The sequence below is a fragment of the Variovorax sp. UC74_104 genome, from assembly GCF_044055375.1.
Classification (GTDB): Bacteria; Pseudomonadota; Gammaproteobacteria; order Burkholderiales; family Burkholderiaceae_C; genus Variovorax.
This window is the reverse complement of record NZ_CP171978.1, coordinates 4,230,983-4,257,695: the sequence shown is the minus strand read 5'-3', so window position 1 is coordinate 4,257,695 and position 26,713 is coordinate 4,230,983. Positions and strand designations below refer to the sequence as shown.

Annotated in this window: 23 protein-coding genes; 19 read left to right on the top strand and 4 right to left on the bottom strand. The window is 70.1% G+C overall.

The features are described from left to right. The first annotated feature begins 42 nt into the window (after positions 1–42). The 11 genes from cobO (at position 43) to ACHMXA_RS19945 (ending at position 10,370) form a co-directional block, all read left to right on the top strand. Positions 43–612 carry a cob(I)yrinic acid a,c-diamide adenosyltransferase gene (gene cobO, locus ACHMXA_RS19995; protein ID WP_176664339.1) on the top strand — a complete coding sequence of 190 codons (570 nt, stop codon included), beginning with the start codon at positions 43–45 and terminating at the stop codon, positions 610–612. Between the two features lie 8 nt (positions 613–620). Then, on the top strand, positions 621–1,304 hold the full coding sequence (gene bluB, locus ACHMXA_RS19990) for a 5,6-dimethylbenzimidazole synthase (protein ID WP_176664338.1): 684 nt from the start codon (positions 621–623) through the stop codon (positions 1,302–1,304). Further along, positions 1,304–1,777 (top strand): MotA/TolQ/ExbB proton channel family protein, encoded by a 474-nt coding sequence (locus ACHMXA_RS19985; protein WP_176664337.1) that lies wholly within the window; start codon positions 1,304–1,306, stop codon positions 1,775–1,777. Before bluB ends, ACHMXA_RS19985 begins: the two co-directional genes overlap by 1 nt. Further along, positions 1,774–2,130 carry a DUF2149 domain-containing protein gene (locus tag ACHMXA_RS19980; RefSeq protein WP_176664336.1) on the top strand — a complete coding sequence of 119 codons (357 nt, stop codon included), beginning with the start codon at positions 1,774–1,776 and terminating at the stop codon, positions 2,128–2,130. Before ACHMXA_RS19985 ends, ACHMXA_RS19980 begins: the two co-directional genes overlap by 4 nt. Before the next feature lie 92 nt (positions 2,131–2,222). After that, on the top strand, positions 2,223–6,146 hold the full coding sequence (gene cobN / locus ACHMXA_RS19975; protein ID WP_395316265.1) for a cobaltochelatase subunit CobN: 3,924 nt from the start codon (positions 2,223–2,225) through the stop codon (positions 6,144–6,146). A 21-nt stretch (positions 6,147–6,167) separates the two neighbouring features. After that, the gene (cbiB, locus tag ACHMXA_RS19970; protein WP_395316264.1) at positions 6,168–7,139 is read left to right on the top strand and encodes an adenosylcobinamide-phosphate synthase CbiB; all 972 of its coding nucleotides are present in this window, start codon (positions 6,168–6,170) and stop codon (positions 7,137–7,139) included. Continuing rightward, positions 7,136–8,125, top strand: a complete 990-nt coding sequence (locus ACHMXA_RS19965; RefSeq protein ID WP_395316263.1) for an aminotransferase class I/II-fold pyridoxal phosphate-dependent enzyme — start codon at positions 7,136–7,138, stop codon at positions 8,123–8,125. The genes cbiB and ACHMXA_RS19965 overlap by 4 nt, the downstream gene beginning before the upstream one ends. Before the next feature lie 48 nt (positions 8,126–8,173). After that, positions 8,174–8,527, top strand: a complete 354-nt coding sequence (locus ACHMXA_RS19960; protein WP_395316262.1) for a CidA/LrgA family protein — start codon at positions 8,174–8,176, stop codon at positions 8,525–8,527. Continuing rightward, positions 8,528–9,256, top strand: a complete 729-nt coding sequence (locus tag ACHMXA_RS19955; RefSeq protein WP_395316261.1) for an LrgB family protein — start codon at positions 8,528–8,530, stop codon at positions 9,254–9,256. It begins immediately after the preceding gene. A gap of 35 nt (positions 9,257–9,291) precedes the next feature. Then, positions 9,292–9,843, top strand: coding sequence for a GNAT family N-acetyltransferase (locus ACHMXA_RS19950; protein ID WP_395316260.1), 552 nt, complete (start codon positions 9,292–9,294; stop codon positions 9,841–9,843). A 62-nt stretch (positions 9,844–9,905) separates the two neighbouring features. Beyond that, on the top strand, positions 9,906–10,370 hold the full coding sequence (locus ACHMXA_RS19945; protein ID WP_395316259.1) for an OsmC family protein: 465 nt from the start codon (positions 9,906–9,908) through the stop codon (positions 10,368–10,370). A 15-nt stretch (positions 10,371–10,385) separates the two neighbouring features. Here ACHMXA_RS19945 and ACHMXA_RS19940 read toward each other — a convergent pair whose 3' ends face one another. Further along, positions 10,386–11,162: a flagellar brake protein gene (locus ACHMXA_RS19940; RefSeq protein ID WP_395316258.1), complete on the bottom strand. Its 777-nt coding sequence runs from the start codon at positions 11,160–11,162 to the stop codon at positions 10,386–10,388. Positions 11,163–11,362: 200 nt separating this feature from the next. Next, the gene (locus ACHMXA_RS19935; RefSeq protein WP_176664328.1) at positions 11,363–12,277 is read right to left on the bottom strand and encodes a LysR family transcriptional regulator; all 915 of its coding nucleotides are present in this window, start codon (positions 12,275–12,277) and stop codon (positions 11,363–11,365) included. A gap of 182 nt (positions 12,278–12,459) precedes the next feature. On the opposite strand from ACHMXA_RS19935, the gene ACHMXA_RS19930 reads away from it, so the two are divergent. The 4 genes from ACHMXA_RS19930 to ACHMXA_RS19915 all read left to right on the top strand — a co-directional run bounded on the left by ACHMXA_RS19930 (position 12,460) and on the right by ACHMXA_RS19915 (position 19,571). Continuing rightward, positions 12,460–13,344, top strand: a complete 885-nt coding sequence (locus ACHMXA_RS19930) for an alpha/beta hydrolase (RefSeq protein ID WP_176664327.1) — start codon at positions 12,460–12,462, stop codon at positions 13,342–13,344. A 147-nt stretch (positions 13,345–13,491) separates the two neighbouring features. Next, the gene (locus tag ACHMXA_RS19925; RefSeq protein WP_176664326.1) at positions 13,492–14,742 is read left to right on the top strand and encodes an efflux RND transporter periplasmic adaptor subunit; all 1,251 of its coding nucleotides are present in this window, start codon (positions 13,492–13,494) and stop codon (positions 14,740–14,742) included. Between the two features lie 40 nt (positions 14,743–14,782). Continuing rightward, on the top strand, positions 14,783–18,061 hold the full coding sequence (locus ACHMXA_RS19920; RefSeq protein WP_176664325.1) for an efflux RND transporter permease subunit: 3,279 nt from the start codon (positions 14,783–14,785) through the stop codon (positions 18,059–18,061). A 25-nt stretch (positions 18,062–18,086) separates the two neighbouring features. Beyond that, complete coding sequence (locus tag ACHMXA_RS19915; RefSeq protein ID WP_176664324.1) at positions 18,087–19,571, top strand: efflux transporter outer membrane subunit; 1,485 nt, start codon at positions 18,087–18,089, stop codon at positions 19,569–19,571. 69 nt (positions 19,572–19,640) lie between these two features. Here the strand turns inward: ACHMXA_RS19915 and ACHMXA_RS19910 are convergent, their stop codons facing one another. Continuing rightward, positions 19,641–19,871: a hypothetical protein gene (locus ACHMXA_RS19910; protein ID WP_176664323.1), complete on the bottom strand. Its 231-nt coding sequence runs from the start codon at positions 19,869–19,871 to the stop codon at positions 19,641–19,643. 152 nt (positions 19,872–20,023) lie between these two features. Between ACHMXA_RS19910 and ACHMXA_RS19905 the strand changes: the two genes are divergently transcribed. Genes ACHMXA_RS19905 through ACHMXA_RS19890 form a run of 4 tightly spaced genes read left to right on the top strand, consistent with a single transcriptional unit; the run spans position 20,024 to position 23,860 of the window. Then, on the top strand, positions 20,024–21,484 hold the full coding sequence (locus ACHMXA_RS19905) for a cobyric acid synthase (protein ID WP_176664322.1): 1,461 nt from the start codon (positions 20,024–20,026) through the stop codon (positions 21,482–21,484). Then, positions 21,481–22,521 carry a nicotinate-nucleotide--dimethylbenzimidazole phosphoribosyltransferase gene (cobT, locus tag ACHMXA_RS19900; RefSeq protein ID WP_176664321.1) on the top strand — a complete coding sequence of 347 codons (1,041 nt, stop codon included), beginning with the start codon at positions 21,481–21,483 and terminating at the stop codon, positions 22,519–22,521. Before ACHMXA_RS19905 ends, cobT begins: the two co-directional genes overlap by 4 nt. Beyond that, entirely contained in the window at positions 22,518–23,312 is a 795-nt protein-coding gene (locus ACHMXA_RS19895; RefSeq protein WP_176664320.1) for an adenosylcobinamide-GDP ribazoletransferase, read from the top strand. The genes cobT and ACHMXA_RS19895 overlap by 4 nt, the downstream gene beginning before the upstream one ends. Next, entirely contained in the window at positions 23,309–23,860 is a 552-nt protein-coding gene (locus ACHMXA_RS19890; protein ID WP_176664319.1) for a histidine phosphatase family protein, read from the top strand. Before ACHMXA_RS19895 ends, ACHMXA_RS19890 begins: the two co-directional genes overlap by 4 nt. Positions 23,861–23,885: 25 nt before the next feature. On the opposite strand, the gene ACHMXA_RS19885 is transcribed toward ACHMXA_RS19890, so the two are convergent. Next, the gene (locus ACHMXA_RS19885; RefSeq protein WP_176664318.1) at positions 23,886–26,669 is read right to left on the bottom strand and encodes a LuxR C-terminal-related transcriptional regulator; all 2,784 of its coding nucleotides are present in this window, start codon (positions 26,667–26,669) and stop codon (positions 23,886–23,888) included. Positions 26,670–26,713: the final 44 nt, after the last annotated feature.

Below are 26,713 nucleotides of genomic sequence, written 5' to 3'. Positions count from 1 at the left end.
CCGCGCCGCACACAGCAAAGAACACGACAGGAACACCTCATCATGCAGATCGAAACTCCCCCCAGCGAGAAGCCGTACGAGAAGCCCGAAGGCGAACGCCGCGGCCTCGTCATCGTCAACACCGGCGATGGCAAGGGCAAGAGCACGGCCGCCTTCGGTCTCGCATTGCGCGCCCACGGCCGCGGCAAGGCCGTGAAGATCTACCAGTTCATGAAGGTGCCGACCGCGCGTTTCGGCGAGCACCGCATGTTCGAGCAGATCGGCATTCCCATCGAGGGGCTGGGCGACGGCTTCAGCTGGAAGAGCCAGGACCTGGAGCGCTCGGGCCAGCTCGCGCGCGACGGCTGGGAGAAGGCGAAGGCGGCGATCCTTTCGGGCGAGTTCTTCCTGGTGGTGCTCGACGAGATCACCTATCCGCTGATCTACGGCTGGCTGCCGCTCGAAGGCGTGCTCGAAACGCTGCGCGCGCGGCCGAAGCATGTGCACGTGGCGCTCACGGGCCGGCGCTGCCCGCCGGAGATCATCGAGCTGGCCGACACGGTGACCGAGATGACGCTGGTCAAGCATGCCTTCAAGGCCGGCATTCCCGCGCAGCGCGGCATCGAGGACTGAAGGCGCCCATGGCACACGCGTTCGAGGCCGGCGAGGCGAGGGCGGTGTACCGCGCCATCCACGAGCGGCGCGACATGCGCCACTTCGCGGGCGGCAGCGTCGAGCCCGAGGTGCTGCGCCGGCTGCTCGACGCGGCGCACCACGCGCCCAGCGTGGGCTTCATGCAGCCCTGGCGCTTCATCCGCATCCGTGGCGATGCGCTGCGGCAGCAGCTGCATCGCGTGGTCGAGCAGGAGCGCGTGCTGACCGCCCGCGCCCTCGGCGAGCGCGAGGACGAGTTCATGCGCCTGAAGGTGCAGGGCCTGCTCGACGCGGCCGAGTTGCTGGCCGTGACGCTGGCCGACGGCCGCGAGAAGCACGTGTTCGGCCGCCGCACGCTGCCGCAGATGGACCTGGCCTCGGCCTCCTGCGCCATCCAGAACCTCTGGCTCGCGGCACGCGCCGAGGGGCTGGGCATGGGCTGGGTGTCGCTCTTCGACCCTGCCGAAGTGGCTGCGCTGCTCGGCCTGCCCGAGGGCGCCGAGCCCATCGCCTTGCTGTGCCTGGGCCCCGTGGCCAATTTCTACGAAGAGCCGATGCTGCAGCGCGAACGCTGGGCGAAGCGCGAGCCGCTCGCGTCGCTGGTGTTCGACGAGGGCTGGGGCCGGCCTTCGGACCTCTTCGATCAACCTTCCGCCGTGGAGCCCAACTGATGCTGGCCTTCGACTCCGTTCTCTTCGAGCTGGCGCGCCTCTTCCTCTGGCCGGTGACGCTGGGTGTGTTGCTGTCCTTCGTCTATGCCGTGTACTGCCTGGGCGCGTTCGGCATCGAGTACCTGCAGCGCCGCCGCGACCCGTCGCGCGCGCTGGTACTGCAGCCGCACGCACAGGCCAGCCAGGAGCAGATGGAGCTGGTGGTGCTCAAGCAGCTCGAGGGCGTGCGGCTGTGCAGCCGCGTGGCGCCGATGCTGGGCCTGATCGCCACCATGATCCCGATGGGCCCGGCGCTCGTGGCCGTGGCCTCGGGCGAATCGCAGGGCGTGGCGCAGAGTCTGGCGCCGGCCTTCGCGAGCGTGATCGTGGCGCTGGCCTCGGCCTCGATCACCTTCGTGGTCTACACCGTGCGCCGCCGATGGCTGATGCGCGAACTGGTGACGGTGCTCGATGCGCGGGACCGCCTCTCATGAGCCGGCGCCAGTTTTCCATTCTGAGCAGCCTGGACAGCGACGACGACGATCCGGTGCTCTCGACCATCAACCTGATCGACGTGTTCATGGTGGTGATCGGCATGCTGATGATCGCGGTCATCAACAACCCGATGAACCCCTTCGCGCAGGACAAGGTGACGATCATCCGCAACGAGGGCCAGCCCGACATGGAGATCGTCACGCGCGAGGGCCGCAAGGTCACCCGCTTCAAGGCCAGCGGCGCGACGGGGCAGGGCGACGGCGAGAAGGCCGGCACCGCCTGGCGCCTGAAGGACGGGACGATGGTCTACGTGCCGGCCGATGCGGAGCCGGCCGGTTCGGGCGGGAAGTGATCCGGCTTCTTCTTTTCGCCTGGCTCCTTCTCGCCGGGGCGGGATTGCTCCTCCCGGCGCATGCGCAGCCGCAAGGAGCGGATCGCGTCGTCGTGCTGAGCACCTCGCTGGTGTCGCCGGCGCGCGTGGTGCGGCTGCAGGCAGCGGCGCGCGAGGCGGGGGTGTCGCTGCAGGTGCTGTCGGCTTCGCAGGACTCGCCCGAGGCGCTGGCCGCCGCCATCGACGGGGCAAGCCTGCTCGTGATCGATGCGCCGCACATCAGCGTGGCACAGGCGGCCGCCGCGCGGTTCGGCGACGCCATATCGCGCGGCACGGTGCCCTATGTGCTGGTCGGCGAATTCGCGCTTGTGGCCAAGGGCCAGACGACCGCCGCGGCGCCGCTGGCGGCGGAGCGCGGCGTCGATGCCGCATGGGCCCAGCGGCTGCGCGAGTTCTGGCGCTTTCCAGGCGCGGCCAACCTGGGCGCGTCGATGAAGGCGCTTCGGCAGCCGGGCAGTCTCGATGGGCTGCCGGCGCCTTTGCCGCTGCCGCTTACCGGCATCTACCACCCCGGCTGGCCGCGCGTCGAAACGGACGTGGCAGCCGTCGAGAGGCTGCCGGGCAGCGGCACGGTCGCCATCGCCGTCAATAGCGCCACGCTGGCGGGTGACGACACGGCCTGGCTCGATGCGCTCATCGCGTCGCTGGAAGCCCGCGGGCTGCGCGCCTATGCCTTCTACGGCCCGCGCCAGCAGAAGGACCTGTTCTTCCGCATGACACACGAGGGTGAACGCCGCGTGGCCGACACCATCGTCAATGCCTCGCTGGTCTTCAGCCCCAACGAGCGCAAGGCCGAGCTGGAGCGCATCGGCGTGCCGGTGCTGCAGACGCTGCCCTCGCTGGCGATGGACGCCGCGCAATGGGCGAACAGCAAGGACGGCCTTGCGCAGACCGACATCGCCGCCTACTACAGCCCCAGCGAGTTGGCCGGCATGACCGATCCGATGCTCGTGAGCGCCCGCGACGCGTCCACAGGCACGCTGCAGCCGCTGCCCGCGCAGATCGACGCCGTGGCCGCCAAGGCCGCAGCGCTGCTGCGCTTGCAGCGCACGCCGCCGGCCGAGCGGCGCGTGGCGATGCTGGTCTACAACTACCCACCGGGCGAGGCCAACTTCGGCGCCTCGTTCCTCAACGTGCCGCGCAGCGTGAGCAACATGCTGGCGGCGATGAAGTCGGCCGGCTATGCGGCCGAAGTGCCGGGCACCGACGCGCTCATCGCGCAGGTGCAGGCGACGATGCGGGCCTACTACCCGACAGGCCAGGGCGACGAGCTGCAGCCGCTGCTCGACAAGGATCTGGCCGACACGCTGCCGCTTGCGGACTACCTCGCATGGTTCCGCGCGCTGCCGCAGGAGACGCAGCGGCGCATCGAAAGCTACTGGGGAGCGCCCGAGAAGTCGACCATGCTGCGCACCGTGGCAGGCCAGCCTTCCTTCGTGATCCCGCGCGTGCCCTTCGGCAACGTGGTCGTGCTGCGGCAGCCGCCTCGCTTCGAGCCTGGCACGCAGGTGGCGGGCAAGGCCGAGCAGGTCTATCACCGCTCGGCCGTTCCGCTGAGCCACGGCTACCTCGCGACCTACCTCTGGCTGCGCAAGCGCTTCGGCGCCAGTGCCGTCGTGCACGTGGGCACGCACGGCACGGTCGAGTGGTCGGCGGGCAAGGAGCGCGGGCTCTCGGTGCAGGACGATCCGCTGCTCGCGCTCGGCGACCTGCCCAACGTCTACCCGTACATCATGGACAACCTCGGCGAGGCCACCACCGCCAAGCGGCGCGGCCGCGCGACCATGGTGAGCCATTCGACGCCGCTGTTCGCGCCCGCCGGCTTCCGCCCCGGCGTGCAGGAGATGCACGAGCGAATGCACGAGTGGGAGACGCTCTCGCCCGGCCCCGTGAAGACCGCGCTGGAGAAGCAGCTCACGGCCGAGTTCGCCGAGCACCGCTACGACCGCGACCTAGGCTGGACGCCCGCGCGCATCCGCGCCGACTTCGCCGGCTTCATCGCGGTGCTGCATCCATACCTCGACGAGCTTGCGCAGACCGCGCAGCCGCTGGGCCTCGCGACCTTCGGACAGGCGCCCGACGCGCAGCGCAGGCGCATGACCATCCTGCAGATCCTCGGCAAGCCCTTGGTCGAGGTGCTGGGCGAAGACATCGACGAGGCCTTCCTGATCGATGCGAAGGGCGTCGCCGCCTCGCGCCCCGCGCGCTGGGTCGAACAGGCGCTCGCCGACGCGCAGGGCGCGAGCGTCATGGGCAAGACGCCCGCCGACCGGCAGAAGCTGCTGGAACTGGCCGCGCGCGCCCGCAAGCTCGACGACGTGCTCGCGCACAACGAGGAAATCGAGGGGCTGCTGACCGCGCTCGACGGCCGCTATCTCAAGTCGAGCTACGGCGGCGACCCGGTGCGCAACCCCGACAGCCTGCCGACCGGGCGCAACCTCTACGGCTTCGACCCGAGCCGCGTGCCCACCCGCGCGGCCTGGGAGACGGGCGTGGCCGCCATGGAGGCCTGGATCGCGCAGCACGCGAAGACCCATACCGGCAAGCCGCCCGAGAAGATCGCCTTCACCCTCTGGGCCGGCGAGGCCTCGCGCCACCAGGGCGTGCTGGAAAGCCAGGCCTTCTACGCCATGGGCGTGAAGCCGCGCTGGGACGAGGGCGGTCGCATGGCGGGCATCGAGGTCATTCCCGCCTCGCAGCTGAAGCGGCAGCGCATCGACGTGCTGGTCAGCGTCACCGGCTCCTATCGCGACCAGTTCCCGGCCGTGATGCGCTGGCTCGACGAGGCGGTGCAGCAGTTGGCGGCGCTGCGCGAACCTGGCAATGCGGTGGCGCGCAACAGCGAGGCCATGGCGCGCAGGCTTCGCTCGGAAGGCTCGACTGCGGACGAGGCGCAGCGCTGGTCGACGGCCCGCGTGTTCTCGAACGAGCAGGGCAGCTACGGCGCCGGGCTCGAGGAAGCCGCGCTCGCGAGCGACGTATGGAAGAGCCAGCAGCGCGGCGGCGGCGACGCGCAGATGGCCGGCCTCTACATGGACCGTATGGGTCACGCCTACGGCAAGGGCCTCGACGGCGCCGCGCGGCCCGGCGCCTACGCCGGCAACCTCGCGCAGGTCGATGCGGCGCTGATGGCGCGCAGCTCCAACCTGTACGGCGTGCTGACCAACGACGATCCGTTCCAGTACCTCGGCGGCATCGCGCAGGCGGTGCGGCATCTCACGGGCAAGGACCCGGCGCTGTACGTGCAGAACCTGCGCGACGGTAGCGCGGTGCGCACCGACACCGCCGCAGGCGCCATCGCGCGCGAGATGCAGACGCGCTACCTGCACCCGCAGTGGATCGAGGCCCAGAAGGCCGAGGGCTACAGCGGCACGCTGCAGGTGCTGAAGACCGCGCAGTTCCTCTGGGGCTGGCAGGTGACCGCGCCGCAGGCGGTGCGGCAGGACCAGTGGCAGTCGCTGCACGACGTGTACGTGCGCGACCGCTACAGGCTGGGCACGCGCGAATGGCTGGAAGGCGACAACCGCGCGGCCTTCGCGCAGACGCTGGAGCGCATGCTCGACGCGGTGCGGCTGGACTACTGGAAGCCCGATGCCGCGACCCGGCGCGAGCTGGCCCGGGCCTATGCGCAGGCGGTACGCGCGACGGGCCTGCGCGAGCGCAATGTCGGCGTGCAGCGATTTGTGCAGGCCGAGCTGTCGCCGGTTCCAGCTTCCTCGCCCAGGCCGGCTCCGGCGGTCACGCCTGTGGTCGTGCGGGCCGCCGCACCGTCCGCGATTCCTGAACCTGCTCCCGTTCCCGCTACTGACGGCCCGCAGCCCGTCAGCGGCCTGAAGCTGGAACCGACGCCAACGGAAACACCGCCTCACAAGACCGGCGAAGCCACCGTCCTGCGGCTGTGGATGGCGCTGGGCGCCGCGCTGCTCCTCGCATTCGGCGCGGCGATGCAATGGCGCCGGGGCCGGGCCGCCGCCTGATTCGCGAGAATGGCGGCTCCCATGCCCTTGCCGAGTTCCGAATACGCCATCGCCTTCGCCGCCGCGCTGTGGATCGCGCTGGCTGTCGATCGCTGGCTGGGCGAGCCGCCCGCGGCGCTGCATCCGGTGGTGTGGATGGGGCGCTATCTGGGCATGGGGTCGCGCATCGCGCCGCGCGCACATCGGGCGAAAGCGGTCGATCTGCCGATGTTCTTCTGCGGCGCGCTGGTGTGGTGCGTGGGGGCGATGTGCGTCTGGGGCGTTGCGATGGTCCTGCAGACGCTGGCGATGCTGCATCTGCCGGCCTGGGCGGTGGCGCTGGTGATAGGCCTGCTGCTCAAGCCTCTCTTCGCCTGGCGCATGTTGCGCGACGAGGTGCTCGCGGTCGAGGCGGCGCTGGGCGTTTCGCTCGACGCCGGGCGCCAGCAGCTGGCGCGCCTTGTCAGCCGCGACGTGAACCGGCTCAGCGAGCGCGAGGTGCGCGAGAGCGCCATCGAATCGCTCGCCGAGAACCTCAACGATTCGCTCGTCGCGCCCGTCTTCTGGTTCGTGCTGCTGGGCCTGCCGGGCGCGGCGCTCTACCGCTTCGCCAACACCGCCGATGCGATGTGGGGCTATCGTGGCGAGCGCAACAGCCGCGACTGGACCTGGTTCGGCAAATGGGCCGCGCGTGCGGACGACGTGCTCTCGTGGATCCCGGCGCGCATCACCGTGGCGTTGCTCGCACTGGCGGCATGGCGCTGGCCTTCGGGGCTGTCTGAAGAAGCCCGCCGCACGCCGTCGCCCAACAGCGGCTGGCCGATGGCGACGGTGGCCTTGCTGCTCGGTGTGCGGCTCGCGAAGCCGGGCGTGTATGCGCTGAACGCGGAAGGCCGCGCGCCTTCCGCCGACGACATGCAGCGCACCGCGCAACTCGGCGGGCGGGCCGCATTGGCGCTGGGCTTGGTCGCGACGATGGCCGTCGTGGCTGTCTCTGGCTGGAGGATGGCATGAGCCCGGTGGTTCATGGCGGCCCCGACGCGGCTGGTGTGGCGCCGCACGACTTCTCGACCAACGGCAACGCGGTGGGCTCGTGCCCGGCCGCCGTGTCGGCGCTGCGCAATGCCGACGCGGCCCACTACCCGGACCCGCACTACACCGCGCTGCGCGGCCGGCTTGCGGCCTTTCATGGCGTGGCGGCCGATCGCATCGTGGTCGCGGCCAGCGCGAGCGAGTTCATTCACCGCATTAGCGCCGCCGTGGCGCAGGGCGGCGGCGGGCAGGTCTGGCTGCCGCCGCATAGCTACGGCGACTACGAACGCGCTGCGCAAGCCTGGGGCCTGCGGGTGCTGCGCGCGCCGCAGCCGCATGCCGATGCCGCGCTGCGATGGTGCTGCGAACCGTCGAGTCCGCTGGGACAACTGCAGGCCGATCTGCCGTTGCACGCGACGAGCGCCAGCGGCACCTGCGTGCTCGACCTGGCCTACGAGCCGCTGCGCCTCGAAGGCCGGCCGTCGCTCGATGCCGCGCAGCTCGGCCGCGTCTGGCAGCTGTGGACGCCGAACAAGGCGATGGGCCTGACGGGCATCCGCGCCGCCTACGCGATCGCACCCGAGAACGTCGACGGGCTGTTCACGGCGCGCATCGAAGGGCTGGCCCCGTCCTGGCCGCTGGGCACCCACGGCGTGGCGCTGCTGGAAACCTGGACCGGCGAAGAGGCGCAGCGCTGGCTTGCGCAAAGCCTCCAGACGCTGAGGGACTGGAAAGCCAGCCAACGCGCGATGTGCGAATCGCTCGGCTGGCAGTGCCTCCCGGGCGATGCCAATTTCTTCTGCGCCCGCACCGACCGGCCGTATCCCGATGTGGCCGCCGCGCTGCGCGCTTCGGGCATCAAACTGCGCGACTGCGCCTCCTTCGGCCTGCCGGGCCATGTGCGCATGGGCGTGCTGCCGCCGGCCAGCCAGCAGGCGCTGAAGCAGGCCTGGACAGGCACCGCCTGAACGCCTGAACGCCCAGACCAGCCAGAAACCCAAGTACGGAAGAAACAGATGCTCTACGCCATCACCACGCTTTTCCTCTGCCAGCTTGCCGGCGAACTGCTCGTGCAGTGGCTGGGGCTGCCCGTTCCCGGTCCGCTGATCGGCATGGTCTTCCTGTTCATCGGCCTGCTGGTGCGCGGCAGCGTGCCGCAGGTGCTGACCGACACCTCGGGCCATCTGCTGCGCAACCTGATGCTGCTGTTCATTCCGGCGGTGGCGGGCGTGATGCTGCATTTCGAGCGGGTGGGGCGCGAGTGGCTGCCGTTCCTCGCGGCCGGCATCGTGGGGGCCGCCTTCACGATGACGGTCACCGCGCTCACCTTCCGCTGGATGATCCGCATCACCGGCAAGGACGCCCAGTAGATGACCGCGCCCGCGAAGCTCTTCGAGATCTGGGTGTTCCTGGCCCAGTCGCCGCTGCTGTGGCTGTCGCTCACGCTGCTGGCGTACCTGGGTGCGCTGTGGCTGCACACGCGCAGCGGGCGCAATCCGATGGTCAACCCGGTGCTGATCTCGGTGATCGTGATCGTCACCGTGCTGCTGCTCACGCGCACGCCCTACGACACGTATTTCGAGGGCGCGAAGTTCGTGCACTTCCTGATCGGCCCCGCCACGGTGGCGCTGGCCGTGCCGCTGTACGGGCAGATCGACCGGCTGCGCCGGCTGTGGCTGCCCATCGGCGTGGCGCTGATCGTGGGTTCGGTCGCGGCCATCGTCTCGGCCGTGGGCATCGCCTGGGTGCTGGGCGGCTCGCACGAGCTGATGATGTCGCTCGCGCCCAAGTCGGCCACCATGCCCATCGCGATGGGCGTGGCCGAGAAGATCGGTGGGCTGCCCTCGCTGGCGGCGGTGGCGGCGGCTGTCGCGGGCATTTCGGGCGCGATCATGGCCACCGGCCTGCTGAACCTGCTGCGCATCAGGGAGCCGGCGGTGCGTGGCTTCGCGGTCGGCATGGCGGCGCACGGCATCGGCACGGCGCGCGCCATCCAGGTGAACGAGACGGCGGGCGCGTTCTCGGCGCTGGCCATGGGGCTGAACGGCATCGCCACGGCGCTGCTGGTGCCGCTGATCGTCAGGCTGATGGGAGCCTAGGCAGGATGGCGAAGCCCGCGCCGGGGTCGCGCCCGATGGAGCTCGTCTGGCCCGCGAAGGCTTACCTGCCGAGCTACGTCTCGGCGCTGAACCGCGGCTGGGCGCGCGACGAGACGCGGCCCGAGTCGGGCGCGGAGGAGCGCGCCGCCATCAAGGCCGACCCCGAGCGCTTCCTGGCCAGCCTCGTGGACCGCGAGGCCAGGGGAGGGCGCATCGTCATGCCCGACGGCTCCAAGGTGCGGCGGCTGCCGAGCTACAAGTGCTGGATGTGGGACGGCGAGTTCTGCGGCAGCATCGACCTGCGCTGGCAGCCCGGCACCGACGCCCTGCCGCTCTATTGCCTGGGCCACATCGGCTACAACGTGGTGCCCTGGAAGCAGCGCAAGGGCTACGCGACGCGCGCGTTGGGCTCGATGCTGAAGCTGGCCGCGGGCGAGGGGCTCAAGCACGTGGAAATCACCACCAGCCCCGACAACTTCGCCTCGCAGAAGGTGATCGCGGCTAACGGCGGTGTGCTGGTCGAGACCTTCATCACCCTGCCGAGCCAGGGCAGCCTGACGAAGTACCGCTACCGGATCGATCTCTGAAGACCGCGCAGCCTGCCTGGCGCAGAATCGCACTCCCGCAAACCGTGCCGGAGACGAATCACATGGCCCAGTACACAGCGGAAGTCCTCTGGCTGCGTGGCGAGCAGGACTTTCTCGCGAACACCTACAGCCGGCGGCATACGCTGCGCTTCGATGGCGGCGCCGAAGTGGCCGCGTCCTCCTCGCCGCACGTGGTGCCGCTGCCGATGTCCGACGCCTCGGCCGTCGACCCCGAGGAAATGTTCGTGGCCTCGCTGTCGAACTGCCACATGCTGTGGTTCCTCACGATGGCGGTGAAACGCAAGTTCGTGGTCGACCGGTATTTCGATGCGGCCGTCGGCGTGATGGAGAAGAACGCCGACGGAAAGATGGCGATGACGGTGGTCACGCTGCGGCCGCAGGTGAGTTTCTCTGGCGGGAACCTGCCCACGCGCGAGCAGATCGAGCAGATGCACCACCGGGCGCACGAGGAATGCTTCATCGCCAACTCGGTCAAGACCGAGGTACGCTGCGAGCCGGTGTTCTGAGCCGGCCGGGCGGGTTCAACCGACCAGCGAGCGGCTCTTCATCTCCAGCCGGGTGACCAGGCGCTGCAGCGCGCTTTCCGCGCCCGGCGGCAGCGCCAGGAAGCGGAAACCCAGCTGGTAGCGCGGCGTGCCGTTGGGCTGCAGGCCGGAGCGCAGAGACACCAGTTCCAGGTCGAGCGTAAGGCGCCCGAGCGCGCCCAGCGACAGTTCGCAGTCCCTCAGGAAGGTGCCTACCGGCAGCGCGGCCGCGCGTTCGTCGCGGGTGCGAAGGCCGACGCCGCCGAGCGACAGGTCCTGCACCTCGAAGGAAAACGCATCGCCCTGGGGCAGGGTGCCCGAGCAGGTGTACGAATCGGCGATCGGCGCGTCCACGCGGAAGTACTCGCGCCGCTGCAGGTAGACGAGCACCTCGGGAAAGTCGGCTTCGAAGGCCGGCAGGCCCTCGTACCGGGTCTCGCGCGGCGAGGCGATGGAGAACTCGACGCGCACGCCGTCCTGCTGGGCCTCGAAATGGCAGCGCGGCGCCGCCAGCAGGGCCCGGTTCTGCTCGGGCGACGCACCCCAGTCGAAGGTGAAGACGCGGCTGCGCATGTCCACGTCGAGCAACTGCGTCACCAGATGGCCGCCCGCGTACTGGACGGTGAGGTTGTCGCGGCGGCTGGCGAGGTTGCGCAAATGAACGCCGATTTCCACCGGCGCGCGGCGGCCGAATTCTTCGCTTGCGCGTTCGTCTGGCGTTGCGTGCGGCTGATCGGGCGCTTCGGCCTTGCCGTTCGACGGGTCTTTATCCATGAGCTTGCCGGTTCGTATGTTCTAGCGGACGCGTGCCAGGGCTCCTCCCGGGCCCCTGAACGGCCTGGGTCGAGGCCGCGGTACGCGCGTTCAACCGGAAAACGCAGCGGCTTTCCGGTATCGGGCTGAACTGAATAACGGCATCGGACGGCCAGAATTTAGGGCGCCGGCACGAATTGTTTGTTGGGGGCTCGGCGCGATCAGCGCCGCTGGAGCCTCGGGTTCTTCGCGAAGAGCTCGGCGGCCCAGTCCACGAAGGCGCGCACCTTGGCGCTCAGGTGGCGGTTGGGCGGGTACACCACGTGGATCGGCAGTGGGTCGCGGTGCCAGTCGGGCAACAGCTGGATCAGCTCGCCGCTCTCGATCAGCGGCTCGGCCATGAAGGTGATGCACTGCGAGATGCCGAAACCGCCCTGTACCGCCGTGATGTGGGCGTTGCTCTCGTTCACCGCCACGCGGTAGGGGCCGTTCAGCTCGATATGCTCGTCGCCCTTCCTGAACTCGTGCGGGTACACGCGCCGGGTGGTGCCCGAGAAATAGCTCACCACGTGGTGGCGCTTCTCGATGTCGTTCGGGTGCTGCGGCATGCCGTAGCGCTTGACATAGGCCGGCGACGCCACGGTGACGAAGTCCAGCGTGCCGATGCGCCGCGCGACCAGCGACTGGTCGCTGAGCTCGCCCGCGCGGATCACGCAGTCGACGTTGTCGCTGATCAGGTCGATGGTGCGGTCGCTCACGCCCAGGTCGACCTGGATGTCGGGGTAGCGGTCGCAGAAGCCGGCCAGCGCGGGCAGGATGATCAGCCTGGCCACCGAGGTGCCGACGTCGATGCGCAGCCGCCCCGTGGGGTTGGCCTGCGCATTCGTCATGCTGGCTTCCATGTCGTCGAAGTCGTTGAGCAGGCGGGCGGCCCGCTCGAAGTAGGCGGCGCCGTCGGGCGTGACCGTGACGCGGCGCGTGGTGCGGTTGAGCAGCTTCACGCGCAGGCGCGATTCCAGCGCCTGGATCTGCTTGGTGACTGTGCCCTTGGGCAGGGCGAGCGAGTCTGCCGCCCGGGTGAAAGTGCCGGCTTCCACGACGCGGACGAAGATCCGCATGGCCTGGATCTGATCCATTGAATGCCTGTTCTTGGTACCCGGCCCACACCGGGGGACGCGGATTCTCACACAAGCCGTCCAACCTTTGCGGAGCGCCCTGATTGTTGTCGGTTTGGAAACAGAGTGGGGGCATGTTTCCTGTTTAACGCCGCATCGGGCGACTTATATTTCAACCATCGCCCAAATCCCCGAGGTCGCCCATGTCACCCGTTCCATCGTCCCGCTCCGCCGAAGCCGCCGCCCGTGCTGCGGCGCAAGGCGTGGAAGCCGATCTGTCGATCGAGCTGCCCGGCCGCGAACCGGTGGGAGCGCGCGTGTACGGCCAGCGCGCCAAGGGCGAGGTGGCGCCGCTGGTGCTGCATTTCCACGGCGGCACCTTCGTCTGCGGCGACCTGGACAACGGCCGCAACGTGGCGCGGCTGCTGGCCGGCGCGGGCGCGGTGGTGGTTTCGCTGGCCTATCCGCTGGCGCCGCAGTCGCCGTTCCCGGAGCCCATCGAAGTGGGCTATGCCGCACTCGAATGGCTCTACAAGCAGCGCACCAAGCTCGGCGGCAAGGGCTCCCAGGTCTACCTGGCCGGCGAGGAAGCCGGCGGCAACCTGGCGGCCGCGGTGGCGCTGATCGCCCGCGACCGGGCCCATCCGCCGCTCGCGGGCCAGATCCTGCTGTCGCCCATGCTCGACCCCTGCGCCGGCACCGCCTCGCTGCGCAATGCCACCAGCGACGCGGCCGAGTGCCGCTGGGCCAGCGGCTGGGAGAAGTACCTGAGCTGCCCCTCGAACGCCATGCACCCCTATGCGGTGCCCAGCGGCTCGCTGCGGCTGTCGTCGCTGGCCCCGGCCCTGGTGCTGGTGGGCGCGGACGACGCGATGCGCGACGAGGCGCTGACCTTCGCGGGCCGCCTGCGCGCGGCCGGTATCGAGGTCACGAGCAGCGTGCTGCCCAGCGCCTCGAACTGGCCCAAGGCGCTGTACGACACCGAGAACACGGGCTGTGTGGCCTGCGAAGCGGCGGTGCAGCAGCACTTCCGCGAGTTCTTCAGCGCGACCACGCCGCCGCCCGCGACGGCTGATCACCCCAGCTAGTTCCCGCCGGTCACCGGCTGCCTGATCGACACGCTGCCAGCGCGGCCGCGTGCCGGGGCCCCTTTTTCCCTGAAATCCCGCCTCCTGGTGCCAAAAGCGCCGGGGTGGCTTGTTGCATCCCAAAGTCATCGAGAAGGACTCATCATCATGTCGAACAACGAGAAAAAGCTGTCTTCCGCCGCCCGCAAGGGCCTCTGGCCCGCCGTGACCGGCCTCACCGCATTGCTGGCAGTGGCTGCCGCGGTGGTCGGCATGTACAGCTTCAAGGCCGAAGCCAACAACGCGCCGGCGGCGCCCCAGGCCACGCCGGTGTCGGTCGCCACCGTGGCCTCGAGCGAGATCAACGCCTGGGACGAGTTCTCGGGCCGGCTCGAAGCCGTCCAGCGCGTCGATGTGCGCTCCCGCGTCGCGGGCGCCGTGCAGGCGGTGCACTTCCGCGAAGGCGCGCTGGTGAAGCAGGGCGACCTGCTGGTCACCATCGACCCCGCGCCGTACGCGGCCGAGGTCGAGCGCGCCGAGGCGCAGGTGGCTTCCGCGCAGGCCCGCCAGTCCTTCAGCCGCAGCGAGCAGGAGCGTGCCAAGCGCCTGTGGGACGACAAGGCCATCGCCCAGCGCGAGTACGACGAGCGCGTGAACGCCGGCCGCGAAGCCGAAGCCAACCTGCGTGCGGCCCAGGCCTCGTTGCAGTCGGCGCGCCTGAACCTGGGCTACACCCAGGTGCGCGCACCGGTGTCGGGCCGTATCGGGCGCATCGAGGTGACGGTGGGCAACCTGGTGGCGGCCGGCCCGGGCGCCCCGGTGCTGACCACGCTGGTGTCGGTGAGCCCGATCTACGCGAGCTTCGACGCTGACGAACAAGTCATCACCCGCGCGCTGAAGGAACTGCCCAGCGGCTCCAGCGCCCGCGGCCAGATCGAGAGCATTCCTGTGCAGATGGGCACCGCCGGCATGGACGGCACGCCCTTCACCGGCAAGCTGCAGCTGATCGACAACCAGGTCGACGCCCGCAGCGGCACCGTGCGTGTCCGTGCTTCCTTCGACAACAAGGACGGCGCCCTGATCCCCGGCCAGTTCGCCCGCATCCGCATGGGCCAGGCCCGCAACGACACCGCGCTGCTGGTCAGCGAACGTGCCATCGGCACCGACCAGAACAAGAAGTTCGTGATGGTCGTGGGCGAGGACAGCAAGGCCGCCTACCGCGAAGTGACGCTGGGCGCCTCGGTCAACGGCCTGCGCGTCGTGAGCAAGGGCCTGAAGGCGGGCGATCGCGTGATCGTCAATGGCCTGCAGCACATCCGCCCGGGTGCGCTGGTGGCGCCGCAGCAAGTGACGATGGACGCCAAGGCGGACTCCAAGCAACAACAACCGGAACGCGTCGCCGAGGCGGCCAAGTCCTGATTTCGGAGGAGGGCGCATCTGCGCCCGCCGGAGAACCAACATGAATCTCTCAAAATTCTTCATCGACCGGCCGATCTTTGCCGGCGTGCTGTCGCTCCTGATGCTGATAGCGGGCCTGATCGCGTTGCGCGGTCTGCCGATCTCGGAGTACCCGGAAGTCGCGCCGCCTTCGGTGGTGGTGCGCGCCCAGTACCCCGGTGCCAATCCCAAGGTGATCGCCGAAACGGTGGCCACCCCGCTGGAAGAACAGATCAACGGCGTCGAAGGCATGCTCTACATGGGCAGCCAGGCGACCACCGACGGCGTGCTGACGCTCACCGTCACCTTCCGCCTGGGCACCGATCCCGACAAGGCGCAGCAGCTCGTGCAGAACCGCGTCTCGCAAGCCGAGCCGCGTCTGCCCGAGGAAGTGCGCCGGCTCGGCATCACGACCGTCAAGAGCGCGCCCGACCTGACGATGGTGGTCCACCTCGTCTCGCCGAACAACCGCTACGACATCAACTACCTGCGCAACTACGCGGTGCTGAACGTGAAGGACCCGCTGGCGCGCATCGAAGGCGTGGGCCAGGTCCAGATCTTCGGCGGCGGCGACTACTCCATGCGCGTGTGGCTCGACCCGCAGAAGGTCGCGCAGCGCGGCCTGTCGGCTTCCGACGTGGTGGCCGCCATCCGCGGCCAGAACGTGCAGGCCGCGGCCGGCGTGGTCGGCGCTTCGCCGGGCCTGTCGGGCGTGGACATGCAGCTGTCGATCAATGCGCAGGGCCGCCTGCAGAGCGAGGAAGAGTTCGGCGACATCATCGTCAAGAGCGGCACCGACGGCGCCGTCACGCGTCTTCGCGACATCGGCCGCCTGGAGATGGGCGCCGCCGACTACTCGCTGCGCTCGCTGCTGAATAACGACCCGGCCGTCGGCATGGGCGTGTTCCAGGCGCCGGGCTCCAACGCGCTCGACATCTCTGCCAACGTGCGCAAGACGATGGCCGAGCTCAACAAGAACATGCCCGAGGGCCTGGAATACCGCATTGCCTACGACCCGACGCAGTTCGTGCGTGCGTCCATCGAATCGGTGATCCACACGCTGCTCGAAGCCATCATGCTGGTGGTGCTGGTCGTGATCCTGTTCCTGCAGACCTGGCGCGCTTCCATCATTCCGCTGCTGGCCGTGCCGGTGTCGGTGATCGGTACCTTCGCGGTGCTGCACGTGCTCGGTTTCTCGATCAACGCGCTGAGCCTGTTCGGGCTGGTGCTGGCCATCGGCATCGTGGTGGACGACGCCATCGTGGTGGTGGAGAACGTCGAGCGCAACATCGAGGCGGGGCTCACGCCGCGTGAAGCCACCTACCGCGCGATGCGCGAAGTGTCGGGCCCGATCATCGCCATCGCGCTGGTGCTGGTGGCCGTGTTTGTGCCGCTGGCCTTCATCAGCGGCCTCACGGGCCAGTTCTACCGCCAGTTCGCGGTGACCATCGCGATCTCGACGGTGATCTCGGCCATCAACTCGCTGACGCTGTCGCCCGCGCTCGCTGCCTTGCTGCTGCGCGGCCACGATGCTCCCAAGGACGCGCTGACGCGCGGCATGGACCGCGTCTTCGGCTGGCTGTTCCGCGGCTTCAACCGCTTCTTCCACCGTGGCTCCGAGGCCTACAGCGGCGGCGTCAAGCGCGTCATCTCGCGCAAGGCGCTGATGCTGGCGATCTACCTCGCGCTGATCGGCGTGACCTTCGGCCTGTTCAAGGCGGTGCCCAGCGGCTTCGTGCCGGCGCAGGACAAGCAGTACCTCATCGGCTTCGCCCAACTGCCCGACGGCGCCACGCTGGACCGCACCGACGAGGTGATCCAGCGCATGGGCGAGATCATGAAGAAGAACCCGAACGTGGAAGACGCCATCGCCTTCCCGGGCCTGTCGATCAACGGCTTCACCAACAGCTCCAACTCGGGCATCGTGTTCGCCACGCTCAAGCCCTTCGACCAGCGCAAGCGCGCCGACCAGAGCGGCGGCGCGGTGGCCGGACAGCTCAACGGTGCCTTCGCCGGCATCCAGGACGCCTTCATCGTGATGTTCCCGCCGCCGCCGGTGGCGGGCCTGGGCACCACGGGTGGCTTCAAGCTGCAGCTGGAAGACCGCGGCTCGGTGGGCTACGACCAGATGGACGCGGCGGTGAAGGCCTTCATGGCCAAGGCCTACCAGGCGCCCGAGCTGGCCGGCATGTTCACCAGCTGGCAGGTCAACGTGCCGCAGCTGTATGCCGACATCGACCGCACCAAGGCCCGCCAGCTCGGCGTGCCGGTGACGGACATCTTCGACACCATGCAGATCTACCTCGGCAGCCTGTATGCGAACGACTTCAACAAGTTCGGCCGCACGTACTCCGTGCGCGTCCAGGCCGATGCGCCTTACCGCGCCCGTGCCGAGGACGTGGGCCTGCTGAAGGTGCGCTCGAGCTCGGGCGAGATGGTGCCGCTGTCGGCGCTGATGAAGGTGAATTCGACCTTCGGCCCCGAACGCGCCATGCGCTACAACGGCTACCTCGCCGCCGACATCAACGGCGGCCCGGCGCCGGGCTATTCCTCGGGCCAGGCGCAGGACGCGATCGTGAAGATCGCGGCCGAGACGCTGCCCAAGGGCGTGACCTTCGAATGGACCGAGCTGACCTACCAGGAGATCCTGGCCGGCAACTCCGCCTTCCTGGTGTTCCCGCTGGCCATCCTGCTGGTGTTCCTGGTGCTGGCTGCCCAGTACGAGAGCCTGACGCTGCCGATCGCGATCATCCTGATCGTGCCGATGGGCATCCTGGCCGCGATGACCGGCGTATGGATATCGGGGGGTGACAACAACGTCTTCACGCAGATCGGGCTGATCGTGCTTGTCGGGTTGAGTGCGAAGAACGCGATTCTCATCGTGGAGTTCGCACGGGAGCTCGAATTTGCCGGCCGCACGCCCGTTCAGGCGGCCATCGAAGCCAGCCGCCTGCGCCTGCGCCCGATTCTCATGACCTCGCTGGCCTTCGTGATGGGCGTGCTGCCCCTCGTGCTGTCCACCGGCGCGGGCTCGGAGATGCGCAAGGCCATGGGCGTGGCGGTGTTCGCCGGGATGATCGGCGTGACGGCCTTCGGCCTGTTCCTGACGCCGGTGTTCTACGTGCTGCTGCGCCGCCTCGCGGGCAACCGGCCGCTCAAGCTGCACGGCCAGGTTCCGCACGGCGACGACTTCGTGTCGGCCGAGCATCCCGTGGCGCCTGCATCGCACGGCGGCTCGGGCGGCGGCGGACTGCACCCGGTGCCTGCGTCGCCGCGCCCCTCGCACGGCTCGCATGACTGATCGATCGAGAAGAAGAAAGCTGATCATGAAATTCTCAGTACAACCCTTGGTGAAGCCCGTCCGGACCGCCTTGCTGCCTCTGATGGCGGCCCTGGTGCTGGCCGGCTGTGCCACCGTGCCCTCGGGCCTGCCCGAGATCACGACCACGGCCCAGTTCAAGGAACAGGGGCCCACGCCGCCCGCCGGCTTCACGCGTGCCGTGCCTTCCGAGGCGCAGTCGCGCGGCGCCTGGTGGCTGGTGTTCAACGATCCGGTGCTGAACGCGCTGGTCGAGAAGGCCGACGTCAACAACGGCAACATCCAGGCCGCGGCGGCGCGGCTGGCCGAAGCCCGCGCGCTGGCGCGCAGCGCCAACGCCGACCGCCTGCCGCAGATCGGCCTGGGCGCCGGTGCCAACCGCGGTGCGGGCCTGGACAAGGCCACTGCCAGCACCCGGCCGGCCACCATGACCAACATCGGCGCCACCTTCTCGTACGAGGTCGACCTGTTCGGGCGGCTCTCGGGCGCGAGCAACGCGGCCAATCTCGACGCAGCCGGCCGCGAGGCGCTGCTGCAGAGCACGCGCCTGGCGGTGCAGGCCGAGGTGGCACAGACCTACCTGCAGCTGCGCGCGCTGGATGCCGAACGCGTGCTGGTGCGCGAGCAGGTCGAGGCCTACCGCGACACGCTGCGCCTGTCGCAGCGCCGCGAGCAGGCCGGCGACATCGCCGAGCTCGACGTGGCGCGCGTGCAGACCGAGGTGTCGTCCACTGAATCTGATGCGCTCGCGCTCGACCGCCAGCGTGCCCAGGTAGAGCATGCGCTCGCGGTGCTGGTGGGCGATTCGGCTTCCAGCTTCGGCCTGCGCTCCGACGACTGGACGACGGCGCTGCCTTCGATCCCGGCGGGCGTGCCGGGCACGGTGCTCACGCGCCGGCCCGACGTGTCGGCCGCGCAGAGCGCCGTGCTGGCCGCGCAGGCCCGCGTGGGCGTGGCACAGGCCGCGTGGTTCCCGAACATCTCGCTGACCGGCGCCGCCGGCTACGCCTCGCCCGAGATCGGCGACCTCTTCAAGTGGTCGGCCCGCTCGTGGGGCGTGGGCGCACTGCTGTCGCTGCCGATCTTCGACGGCGGCCGCCGCGAAGCCGGCGTGCAGGGCGCCAATGCCCAGCTCGACGGCGCGCTCGCAAGCTACCGCACCCAGGTGCTGGTGGCCTTCCAGGAGGTCGAAGACCAGCTGGCCGCCATCCGCACGCTGCAGGAGCAGTCGGTGGTGCAGGCGCAGGCCGTCACCTCGGCGGCGCGCGCAACCAGCCTGTCGGATACGCGCTACCGCAACGGCTACATCAGCCAGCTCGACCTGCTCGACGCCCGCCGCAGCGAACTGCGCAACCGTCGCCAGGCGCTGCAGGTGAAGTCGGCGCAATACCAGGCGGCCGTGGGGCTGATCCGCGCCATCGGCGGGGGCTGGGAAGTGCCGGCGCCCGTGGCTGCGGCCGGTGCCGCACGGACGACCGTGGCCGCGCGCTGAGGCGCGGTCGACGCAGCGGAAAAGATTGACAGCCTGAACGCCGCAAGGCGGTCTTGCGCCGTCACAGGTTCAGTCGGTTTCGCCGGCTGTGTCTGTGGCGGCGCTTATTTTTTTGAGTTCAAGAACGCCCATGGCCATGGCGTTGGAATAGCTGGCCTGCGCCCTGGGCGCTCGCCGAAAGACCCGGTAGTCGAGGGTCTCGGTGCTTGCGTCGCCGTGGTGGGCCTCTAGCAGGGTCCAGAAGAACTGGCCCGGCTCGGGTTCCTCGACGGTCAGCGCCAAATCGTTCAAGGCTGGCATGGATTCCCTGGGTGCGTTTTTGCGACAGTGTGCGCCGCCCGGGTGTACGCGGGAAAGTGCCGCCTGGATTCACCGGCCCCGCTTGCAGCGCCGGAGTGTGAAAGATGTCGCGGTCCGGCGAGGGAGGCGCGGCGCTCAACGACAATCCGCCGATGAGTTCAAAGGCGAATAGCGGGCCGGCGCGCTGCGTCATGGTCCTGGGCACCACCAGCGGCGCCGGCAAGAGCTGGCTGGCCACCGCGCTGTGCCGCTGGTATGCCCGCCGGGGCCTGAAGGTGGCCCCATTCAAGGCGCAGAACATGAGCAACAACGCCCGCGTGGTCGATGGCGGCGAGATCGGCAGCGCCCAGTATTTCCAGGCCCTGGCCGCGAATGCGCTGCCCGAGGTGCGCATGAACCCGCTGCTGCTCAAGCCCGAGCGCGACACCCACAGCCAGGTGGTGCTGATGGGGCAGGTGAGCGAGGCGCTCTCGGCCTTGCCCTGGCGCGGCCGCAGCGAGCGCGTCTGGCCGCAGATCGCGCAGGCGCTCGACGAGTTGCGCGCCGAAAACGACGTGGTCGTGATCGAAGGCGCCGGCTCGCCGGCCGAGATCAACCTGATGGCCAGCGACATCGTCAACATGCGCATCGCCCGCCACGCGCAGGCGCGCTGCCTGCTGGCGACCGACATCGACCGCGGCGGCGCCTTCGCCCACCTCTACGGCACCTGGGCGCTGCTGCCCGAGGCCGACCGGGCGCTGCTGCGCGGCTTCGTGCTCAACAAGTTCCGCGGCGACGCCTCGCTGCTCGCGCCGGCCCCGCAGCAGCTGCAGGAGCTGACCGGCGTGCCCACGGTGGCGACGCTGCCCATGTGGTGGCAGCACGGCCTGCCCGAGGAAGACGGCGTGTTCGACGACCGCAGCCGCGCCAGCGGCACCGTCACGCGCACGGTGGCCGTCGTGGCCTATCCGCGCATCAGCAACCTCGACGAATTCCAGGCGCTCAAGAACGTGCCCGGCGTGCGGCTGGTCTGGGCGCGCACGCCCGCCGACGTGGCCGCGGCCGACTGGATCGTGCTGCCCGGCTCCAAGCACACCAGCGGCGACCTGGCCTGGCTGCGCGCCCAAGGGCTGGACCGCGCGGTGGCAGCGCATGCCGAACGCGGCGGTGCGGTGCTGGGCATCTGCGGCGGCCTGCAGATGCTGGGCGAGGCTCTGGTCGATCCGCACGGCATCGACGGCAATGCGCCGGGCCTGGGCCTGCTGCCGCTGGTGACGGTGTTCGAGCGCGAGAAGACGGTGCGGCATCGCACGGTCGGGTTCGGCGAGCTGACCGGCGCCTGGGCCGCGCTGTCCGGCGTGCCCGTTGCCGGCTACGAGATCCATCACGGCCAGACCGCCGAGCATCCGCAGATGGCGCAGGCCGGCCGGTCGGTCATGCCCGACGGGCTGGCTTGGCAGAACTCGCAGGGCAACGTGCTCGGCATCTATCTTCACGGCCTGTTCGAGGACCCGGGCGCGCTGCACGCGCTCTTCGGCGCCTCGGCGCCCACGCTGGAATCCACCTTCGACGGCCTGGCCGATTTCATCGACACCCATTTCGAACCCGGTGTTCTCGCCGGACTGATTGCATGACCGACCTCGTTCCCACCATCACCGACATCTCCGACGCCGCGCTCGCCGCCCGCCTGCAAAGTGCGCTCGACAACAAGACCAAGCCGCTCGGTGCGCTAGGCCGGCTGGAGGCGCTGGCGCTGCGCATCGGCAGCATCCTCGACACCGACAAGCCGGTGCTGGAGGCCCCGCAGATGCTGGTCTGCGCCGGCGACCACGGCCTGGCGGCGCGCGGCGTCTCGGCCTACCCGAGCGAGGTGACCTGGCAGATGGTCGAGAACTTCCTGGCCGGAGGTGCGGCCGTGAGCGTGCTCGCGCGCCAGCACGGGCTGGCGCTCACCGTGGTCGACTGCGGCGTGCGGCAAGACTTCCAGCCCCGCCCCGGGCTGGTGTCGCGCCGCATCGCCGCCGGCACGGCCGACGCTTCCGCAGGGCCGGCCATGACCGCCGAGCAGTGCGCCCAGGCAATAGCCAACGGGCGCGAAGTCGTGAAGGCGCTGCCGGGCAACGCGCTGCTGCTCGGCGAGATGGGCATCGGCAACAGCTCGTCGGCCGCGCTGCTGCTCTCGCGGCTGGGCGGGCTGGACATCGACGCCTGCATCGGCATCGGCACCGGGCTGGACGCGGCCGGGCTGGCGCGCAAGCGTGAGGTGCTGCGGCAGGTGCTGGCGCTGCACGCCGGCGCCACCGCGCCGCTCGATGCGCTGGCAGCCTTCGGCGGATTCGAGCTGGCAACGCTTGTCGGCGCGGTGCTGCAGGCGGCCGCGGAGCGGCGGGTGATCGTGGTCGACGGCTACATCGCCAGCGCGGCAGTGCTGGTGGCGCAGGCGCTGCAGCCTCACGTGGTGCAGCGCTGCGTGGCGGCGCACCGCTCGGCCGAGCCGGGACATGCGCTGATGCTGGAGCGGCTGGGGCTCGATCCGCTGCTGCAGCTCGACCTGCGGCTCGGCGAGGGATCGGGCGGCGCGCTGGCCTGGCCGCTGCTCGAATCGGCCTGTCGCATCCTGCGCGAGATGGCCAGCTTCGAGTCGGCCGGCGTGTCGCGCAAGGACGCATGAGCGGCATTCGCCATTTCCTGCTCGCGCTGCAGTTCTTCACCCGTGTGCCGGTGACGGGACGACTGGCCGAATGGGTGGGCTTCAGCCCGCAGATGCTGCGCGCGAGCGCGGCGCACCTGCCCGGCATCGGGTGGCTGGCGGGCGGGTTGGCGGCGCTGGTGTTCACGGGCGTGGCCATCGGGCTGCCCGGCGTCGGCGGCGCGCTGGCGGCGGCCGTGCTGAGCACTGTCGCCACCGTGATGCTGACCGGCGCCTTCCATGAAGACGGGCTGGCCGACGTGGCCGACGGCCTGGGCGGCTCGGCCAGCCGCGAGCGGGCGCTGGAGATCATGAAGGACTCGCGCATCGGCGCCTTCGGTGCCGTGGCGCTGGTGCTGGCGCTCGGACTCAAGTTCGCGCTGCTCGCCGCACTGGTGGGGCAGGGGCTGCAGGCGGCGGCGATCGCCATCGTGGGCGCGCATGTGCTGTCGCGGCTGATGCCGCTGTTCCTGATCCGCTGGCTGCCCTATGTGGGCGACAGCGGCGCGAGCAAGGCCAAGCCGCTCGCGGATGCGATCAGCCGGGGGGCGCTGATCATCGCCATCGTGTGGACGGCGCCTGCCGTGGTGTTGCTTCTGCAGGCGCACGACGCGGTCCACGTCGCGGCTGCCGTGCTCGCGGCTGTTCTCGCCGCGGGCTGGATGGCGCGCCTCTTCCTGCGCAGGCTGCAGGGCTTCACCGGCGACGGGCTGGGCGCGACGCAGCAGGTCTGCGAGCTCGCGATCTACCTCGCGCTGGCCTGGCACGCATGAGCATGCTCTGGCTCCAGCGTCACGCCCCGGTGGTGGCCGAACCCGGCCTCTGCTACGGGGCGACGGACCTCGAAGCCCATGCGGACGCCACGCTGGCCGCCGCCGGGCGGATCGCGCCGCTGCTGCCGGCGGGCATCGTGTTGTGCAGTTCGCCGCTGAAGCGCTGCGTCGCACTGGCAGAGGCCATCGTCGTGCTGCGCCCCGACCTGACGGTGCAACGCGACGCGCGGCTGGCCGAGATGGATTTCGGCGCCTGGGAGGGCAGGCCCTGGGCCAGCGTTCCCCGCGAAGACTTCGATGCCTGGACCGCCGACTTCGCCGACCTGCAGGCCGGCGTGCACGGCGAGAGCGTGCGTGCCTTCATGTCGCGCATCGCGCAGGCGCACGACGAATGGCGGGCGCAGGGCCGCGACACGCTCTGGGTCACGCATGCCGGCGTGCTGCGCGCGGTGACCTTGCTGCGGCGCGGCATCCGCTGCCCGGCGAGTGCTGGCGACTGGCCCGCCGGCGAGATGCCGTTCGGCGGATGGCTGGTTTTCGACAAATGACCGGTGCCTGACAGGCCCGGCGCGGCTATCTTCCGCGCCTGCCGTCCCCGCCGCCGTCGTCGCGTTCCAGCTCGTGCCGGATGCGCTCGGCTACGGCGCCGCGTCCGTGGGCGTCCAGCTTCATGTAGATGTTCTTGAGGTGCCACTTGACCGTGTCGAGCGACAGGCCGAGCGTGAGCGCGATCTTCTTGTTCGGAAGCGACTGCAGCAGCAGCTCGGCGATCTCGGCTTCGCGCAGCGTGAGCAGGCGGGTCAGGCGCTGGTCGTCGCGGAAGCGGGGCACCGGCGGCGCTTCGGAGCGCGTACCGCACTGCGATTGCGCCAGCGCCTCGATGCGCTCTATGAAGAAGCCCAGCACCGGGTCGAGCCTGGGTGTTTCGCCGGCCTTGTGGATCAGCTGGAGAGCGTTGCCATGCGCGCCCAGCAAGGTCTGCAGCAGCCCCAGCCTGTGGCCCAGGCGCAGGGACTTGCACACGCGCGTGTTCGACGCCTCGGTGCGCCCCAGCCTGCGCTCGACCTCGGCGGCCTGGAGCTGGAGCGTGACGGAAAGGCTGAGCTGCCCGCGTTCCTCGTAGCACTGCGACAGGGCTTCGAGCCGCCCCAGCGCGGGCTGCAGATCGCCGTCGTGCACCGCCATGCAGATGCGCGCCCGCTCCACGATGTCGGCAATGCGCCGGAGGGTGCCGGGCTCCACACCCGGGTGCCGGACGTGCAGCGCTTCAAGCTCCTGCAGCGAAGCCCGCGCCGCGTCGACCTCGTCGTTGGCGAGCTGGATGCCGAGCTGCTCCAGCAGCACGCAGGCCAGCGTGCGGTCCATGCCGAAGCGCCGCAGGAAGCACCCGGTCTGCGCCAGGTGCTCCAGCGCCTCGCGCCAGCGGCCGGCCGCCTGCTGCGCGCGGTTTGCCACGAGGATCATGCGCAGAGTGGTGTCGGGAATCAGGCCGTCGTGCGTGCCGAGCTGTTCCTGGATGAAGCGCGCCGCCACCAGCGGGCCGTGCTGTTCGTAGAGCACCTCGACCAGCAGCTGTGCGGTGAGTCGCGCCGCCTCGGCGCAGCGCTCGCCGCGCTCCTGCGCCTCGTCCAGCACCTGGCGGTAGATGCGCTCCGCGCGGTTCATATGGCCCTCGACCGCATACGACAGGCCGACCAGGCACTGGCCCACCAGCGAGCCGAACAGGGTGCCGGCGACGGGCTCGCCGTCGATGCGCGGCGTCGGCTCGTCGCGCTGGATGCGGCGCGCCTGCTCGAACTCGCCGCGGTGCAGGTGCAGCCAGGTCAGCACGTTGCGCCGGCCGGCCACCGCGAACTCGTCGGCCGCGGGCGGCGGGGCCAGCAGTTCGGGCAGCAGCCGCGAGAGCGCGTCGTTGTCGTCGTTGCGGATGGCGAGCAGGCAGTCCAGCAGCGTCAGCCGGTAGCGCATGGCCGGCTCGAGTGCGCCGGGCTTTGCACGCAGCCTTTCGATGCTGCGGGCGCAGTCGTCGAGCCGGTAGTCGGCCAGTTCCACCCAGGCAATCCAGAGACCGAGATTGGCGTTGTCGCCGACCGTCTCGGCGTCGAGCTGGCGCAGCAGCGCGATCGTCTCGCTCATCCTGCCCTGGACGAAGAGCGCCTGCGCGCCGTGCTCGGCCAGGCGGGCGGCGGTGTCGCGGCTGCCGGCTGCCAGCGCGTGCCGCACGGCCTGGTGGTGCATGCCGCGGGCCGTGAACGAGTGGCAGGCGGTGGCGTGGATCTTCAGGCGCGCGGCTTCGGGCCAGGCCGAGAAGCGCACGAGCAGCACGCTGCGAAGCAGCGTGTGCATGTGCCACCAGCGCTCCTGCATCGGCATGGAAACGTCCCGCGTGGCGGGCGCCTCCGGCGCGGCGGAGGACAGCAGTCCTTCGCGCGCCAGCGGCTCCAGCAGCTCGGCGCACTGGGCCGGCGTGTATCCGTCGCCCGCCAGGTCGGCGCACAGCGGCGCGCTGAAGCGGGTGCAGGCCGCGCAGCAGGTGAGCAGGCGCAGCTGCGTCGCCGAGAGGCGAGGGAAGACGTGCGCGTGGAAGTACGCGGCAAACGGCTCGGGGTCGGGCACGCCGTGGATCAGCGGCGACTGCACGCCGCGCCGGCGTCGCACGTCGGCGCTTGCCAGCCGCAGCAGTGCCGGCCATCCCTCGGTCAGCCGGTGGATCGCGGCGGCGGCGCGCTCGTCGAGCTGGGGCAGTCGCATGCCGAGGTAGTCGATCGACTCCGGCAGGCTGAATCGCAGGTCGTCGTTGCGCAGCTCGAGCACCGTCTTCGAGGCTGGCGTGTGGCCCAGCGTCATCGGCAGTTCGTCCTGGCTGGCGAAGACGCACAGCAGGTTGGACGGCGCGTACTCGACGAGCAGGCGCAGCGCGTTCAGCACGTGGCCGCTGTGCGCGCACTGCACGTCGTCCACGATCAGCACGACCCTGCGGCCGTGCGCCGCAATGCCGCGCACGAGCGCGATGACCAGCCGCTCCATCGCAAGCGCGTCGGGGCGGGCATGCGCCACGGCGCCCTTCGGGATGGCGGAGTCGATGCCGGCCAGGGCCGTCATCAGGGCGGTCATGAAGTGCAGGTCGCCCTCGGGAAGGTCCGCGAGCCTGAGCCACGCGATGCCGGCGTCGGCCGAGACGAGTTCGCGCTGCCAGGTGAGCAGCAGCGAGCTCTTGCCGAAGCCTGCCGGCGCCTGCAGCACCACGCAGCGTCGGCCGCCGGAGCCGTCGAGCCGGTCGAGCAGGCCCTGCCGGACCAGCAGGCGGCGGCTGCGGGTTCTCAGGGCGGGTGTGCCGAGGATTGAGGCAGGTTGCATCCGTGAGGATTCTGGGTCATCTCGCGCGCGGATCGGATCCCATA